Source organism: Ruegeria sp. CG4 (assembly GCF_056537185.1).
Genome location: NZ_JBQFRB010000023.1, coordinates 1 through 1,225 on the forward strand (window position 1 = coordinate 1; position 1,225 = coordinate 1,225).

General features: G+C 54.2%; 1 pseudogene. It reads left to right on the plus strand.

The window, feature by feature from the left end:
* Positions 1-25: 25 nt before the first annotated feature.
* A pseudogene (locus tag ACR0J2_RS24055) lies at positions 26-1,225 on the plus strand (IS3 family transposase); the annotation flags it as partial.

Below are 1,225 nucleotides of genomic sequence, written 5' to 3' on the forward strand. Positions count from 1 at the left end.
ATGGTTAAGAAAACGGAGGAACCACATGGCGAACAAGCGACCGAAGCCGGAAGAGATTGTCTCGAAGTTGCGGCAGGTTGAGATATTGATGGGGCAAGGCATGTCCCGTCTGGATGCAATCCGGCAGATTGGTGTTGTTGAACAGACCTATTATCGCTGGAAGAAAAAGTACGGCGGAATGGGTGCGGATCAGTTGAAGGAACTCAAGCGCCTTCAAATAGAGAATGAGCGTCTTCGAAAGGCCGTCTCGGATCTGACCCTGGACAAACTGATCCTGACGGAGGCGGCCAAGGGAAACTACTGAGCCCCGCCCGTCGCCGTGCCTGCATCAACCGTGTGCGCCACAAACTGCGTGTCTCAGAACGTCCCGCTGCCCGGCAGTCGTTTGCAAGGCAAACGATGAGAGGGGGCGTGTCGTGTCCTGAAACAGCACCGATCCACACAGCGAAAGCTGCCGAAAGGTCGAACTGACGAGAAGCGCCTGGTGGCGGACATGATAGAATTGGCCCGCCAGTATGGCCGCTACGGTTATCGCCGGATCGCGGCTTTGCTGAGAGATGCGGGCTGGCAGGTAAATGACAAGCGCGTCGAAAGGCTTTGGCGCCGGGAAGGGCTGAAAGTGCCAATGAAACAACCAAAGAAGGGACGGCTCTGGTTAAATGATGGATCGTGTGTTCGGCTGCGGTCGGAGCATCGAAACCACGTTTGGAGTTTTGACTTCGTGCATTGTCGAAAGGATGACGGAAAGGCGTTCCGCACGCTCAACGTTATCGATGAGTACAGCCGGGAGTGCTTGGCGATCCGAGTGGACCGAAAGCTAAACTCCGGCGATGTCATCGACGTTCTGAGTGACCTGTTCATCATGCGCGGTGTGCCAAGCTACATTCGCTCCGACAATGGCCCTGAGTTCATTGCCGTGGCGGTGCAAGACTGGATCAATGCAGTTGGAGCAAAGACCGCATACATAGAGCCAGGCAGCCCATGGGAGAACGGTTACTGTGAGAGTTTCAATGCGCGGTTCAGAGATGAGTTCCTGAATGGAGAAGTCTTCTACAGCCTAAAAGAATCGCAGATATTGATCGAAGAATGGAGGAAACACTACAACACTAAACGCCCGCACAGTGCTCTGGGATATAAACCACCGGCCCCGGAAACCATCGTTCAGATGGACCAAAGGCCAATCATGCACAAACAATCAAATTGGACCACACAAGCGGGGCTGATC